Origin of the sequence: Psychrobacter sp. FME5 (assembly GCF_014861375.1) — a bacterium.
In the GTDB taxonomy this organism is placed as follows: Bacteria; Pseudomonadota; Gammaproteobacteria; order Pseudomonadales; family Moraxellaceae; genus Psychrobacter.
Genome location: NZ_RRYX01000169.1, coordinates 1 through 3,495, shown reverse-complemented (window position 1 = coordinate 3,495; position 3,495 = coordinate 1). Strand labels below are relative to the sequence as shown.

The window sequence follows — 3,495 nt, the reverse complement described above, 5'->3', positions numbered from 1 at the left end:
AAGACCATTACCTCTGACAATGGTAAAGAGTTTGCTCAGCATAAGAAGGTGAAACGAAAGCTCTTTACTTCCTTCTTCTTTGCCGATGCTTATGCGTCATGGCAGCGAGGAACCAACGAGAATACTAACGGCTTAATCAGAGAGTTCTTGCCTAAGGGTTGTGACTTTAGACAAGTCTCTGATAATGAGATACAGGACATTGAGAATAAACTAAACAACAGACCAAGAAAACGATTAGGGTTTAAAACGCCCAATCAGGTGTTCTATAATATAATTTAGCGTTGCACTTGGTGTGTTAATCTAAGTACTGAATTCTTTCATATTATTTAACCTTTATAACGTCATTAGTTTTAGTAGGTTCATCCCATAATGTGCGATTTGGTACTATAGTTTGAGTTGCATTACCCACATTGGTCACTCCAGAAGGATTGGTAGTCGGTGCAATTGAAGATTGATAAACTCGTGGTGCTTCACCTGCTTTTGGATTCATGACGTAAAAAAGCTACGATACGTATTGTGCATCGTAGCTTCTAGTTAAATCAATAATTTATAGTATAAATATTTCTGAAGTAATCCTATACTAAGAAAGCATATCTTGCTCTATTTTCTTTCTTTCTGAATTCCTGTCCATATGAGTTTTGGATCACCTGTATATTTACAAAAGCATAATGCAGGCCAGTCTTTATCATTAGTAATATAAACACCAAGTGAATTACTCAAATGTACCTTTTCACACCAAATGCTATGTATGTACCAACCTTGTTCATTTTTAGGGCTTTCAAGCTGCTGTAATAATTCTCCAGCAGCATTATAGACCGCGGCATTATTAGGTGGAATAAATTTATCGTTATCTTCAAAAAAAACTAGCATTACATACTTATTATCGATTATATATGAAGACCTAATTCCAAATGAAGTAATAGTTTGAGTAGTTCCATCTTCCATCATAAGATTAACAGTATATTCAATACAACTTCCACGGTCTTTTACCCTACTCCATTCAACAAAATCTTCAAAGAATATATCTGATTTTTTAGCAGGTGAGCCAGAACTAATTCTATATACTATTTCGTTATTGCTAAATATAATTCTTTTATAAATACAACAAATTCTTTTCATACTAATTAATCTCCTTTATTTCTTTTATTTCAAATAGTTCAGGATTAGTATAGGGAGACTTGTCTACAAAATTAGTTTGTTTGACTCCACCTGGTAAAGTTTTTTTCGTCACTGTATCGTACATTGTTCCTGCTATACCTTCACGTACGCCTACTCCAGATTTTACTTCAAATTCAACTACATAAAAACTATTAGGCTCACCATTATCTAAATTCTTTGGTTTGAACTCTTCTGTCACAGCTAATTTATTTCGCATATCACTAACTGAATTTACAGGTTCTTGAGTAGCCCATCCCCCTAAGGACTTAGACGGATTAGGATTTTTCGGATCAATAATAGTTTCGTACTGATCTTTGCTAACTACCATACGGTAAGTTTCGGGTTGATCGACAACTCTATCTTTAACTGTTGTTCCAGGTTTCCAAGCAGGATATCCAGTTCCGTAATAGGAAGGCCATTCTTCGTTCATCTCAATAATCTGACTATCACTTATACCTTTAGTACTACCTGTACGTGGCAAACCGTCTCGATCTGTCACCTGACCAGCATTTATATTCTCTGCACGGTGTACCACTGGGTTATTGGTAGTTGCACTGAAATCTCTAACAGCTGAATTACCAAATCCTGAGTTATCCGCGTTAAAATTATTCTCAACTCTAGTATTTCTCGTTTCTGAAACTGTTAAAGTTTTAGGCTTCGGCTTAGTTAAATTTGCTACTGCGCCACCTGCAACCAAATCAGTGCCCAGCTTAACCCAACCTGCCGTTTCTTTAGACACCCCAGCTGCATCTAACGCAGCAGAAGGCACTTGCTCGGTCGGTTTTTTATTAAAGTTTGATCCGCCTGTGGCCATGTTATCTAAGCCATTAGCTATTAACGCAGCTCCTCCTATGCAGCCAACTCCTGTCACGCAAGCTGCTGTACCCCCTAGTACTTCACTAGTGCCAACACCTACTTGAACAACTGGCATCACTTTTTCATTTACCGTCTTGTCTGATTCAGCTTGAATACTATTGCCGCCGCGCAAATCTACACCATTTTTGACCGCTTGATTACGTGTATCTAACTCTTTTTGAGTAACTATTGGTGCTTGGTTACCACGTGGCTTAGGTTTGCCTGGAGTAGGTCCTGCTGTTTTTGCATTGTAGGGTTGATTAATGCCTCTATCCCAAGTATATCCATAGCTAGGTGCTTCACCCTTGATAAAAGTGATTAGATTGTTATCGGGCTTATTGATACTTGAAAGATTTTGGCTCATTCTTATTGAGCCATCTTTTTGAGGATAAGTGTTCCATAACCTCTGCTCGTAGCTTGCACCTGCCGCACTATCATACAACTTGTTATTTGTAGATATTTTCGTGTCTTTAGAAGTAATAAGCGCACTTGTATTGCTCATATAATTTTCATTATATTTTGAACTACTTGCCCAGCGCAGAGCATCTTCTATTTCTTGTAGAGTATAAGGCTTACCATCAGCACGTTTCCACCCTTTCTCTTTTGCTTTTTTAAGTAGGATATGAGCCAAGTCCTGTTCTTTTGGATGCAGTTGTCTATTATTAGCATCCACATTAGTAGCCGTCACCGTACTTGACGTATCAAGTCCAGCTGCTGCACCAGCACCTAGTAACGTCAAACTGATCACACCACTTGCGGCACCTTTGGCTACATCTTCACTCATACCTTTATCAATGAGTGCTTTAGATAGTTTAGCTTGCACCTTATCGAGCGTAGGCGCTGCTGCTGCTACGCCACCTGTGGTTAAAGCGCCCTCTAAAGTACCCGTACCCAAAGCCCCAATCGCCGTATGAGCAGCAACGCGATAGACTCCACCTTCATCCCATTTCTTAATTGCAGCAACTTTCTCTGCGTCACTAAGAGTAGTATCAGCTCTGATCGCCTTAATACGATTATTAGCAAAGTCTCCAACCGCTTTAGGAGCTTCTTTACCAAACTCCTGCGTAATCTGCGTCTGTGCCCCCAGCTCCTCATTCACCTTCTCGGCATCAAACACATCGTCTAACTGTCCTGCGAGTGCTTCCCGATTGTCTGTGGTGAAGAGGCCCTCTTTATCATTGTAGCCACTGACCCCGCCTTTGGTGATATAGAAGTAAATTTAGTATCGATCACTGTGCGATGTGCTACTTGTATATTATCGATAATAATATCTGTTTTCATGTTCGGCAGTATATTCTCAATGTTTGAGCTCTCACCGTCTATTTGCCATGAAAGTTTCTTGCCAGCTCTTACACGCCAGCGTTGTTTAGGAAGCACCGTACCGTAAAATCCAGCTATGCCTTTTTCAAAGAGTTTGTAGAGCCACCATGTAGTGGCATAATAAAATTGGACAGCTTCTAAGAGGTTATAATAACCCAAAGA

Annotated in this window: 3 protein-coding genes and 1 pseudogene; 1 reads left to right on the top strand and 3 read right to left on the bottom strand. The window is 39.4% G+C overall.

The annotated features are described in order from the left end of the window. The coding region (locus EI161_RS13665) for an IS30 family transposase (RefSeq protein WP_192524318.1) at positions 1-279 on the top strand (279 nt) is incomplete at its 5' end. Between the two features lie 321 nt (positions 280-600). Here the strand turns inward: EI161_RS13665 and EI161_RS13660 are convergent. The 3 genes and pseudogenes from EI161_RS13660 to EI161_RS14870 form a co-directional block, all read right to left on the bottom strand. Beyond that, entirely contained in the window at positions 601-1,119 is a 519-nt protein-coding gene (locus EI161_RS13660; protein WP_192529805.1) for a hypothetical protein, read from the bottom strand. A 1-nt stretch (position 1,120) separates the two neighbouring features. Then, positions 1,121-3,130: a hypothetical protein gene (locus EI161_RS13655; RefSeq protein ID WP_192529803.1), complete on the bottom strand. Its 2,010-nt coding sequence runs from the start codon at positions 3,128-3,130 to the stop codon at positions 1,121-1,123. A 5-nt stretch (positions 3,131-3,135) separates the two neighbouring features. Continuing rightward, a pseudogene (locus tag EI161_RS14870) lies at positions 3,136-3,495 on the bottom strand (hypothetical protein); the annotation flags it as partial.

Bases quoted from the DNA above. Each gene is read 5' to 3' on its own strand.
- EI161_RS13660 (WP_192529805.1), bottom strand. From the start codon at position 1,119: ATGAAAAGAATTTGTTGTATTTATAAAAGAATTATATTTAGCAATAAC.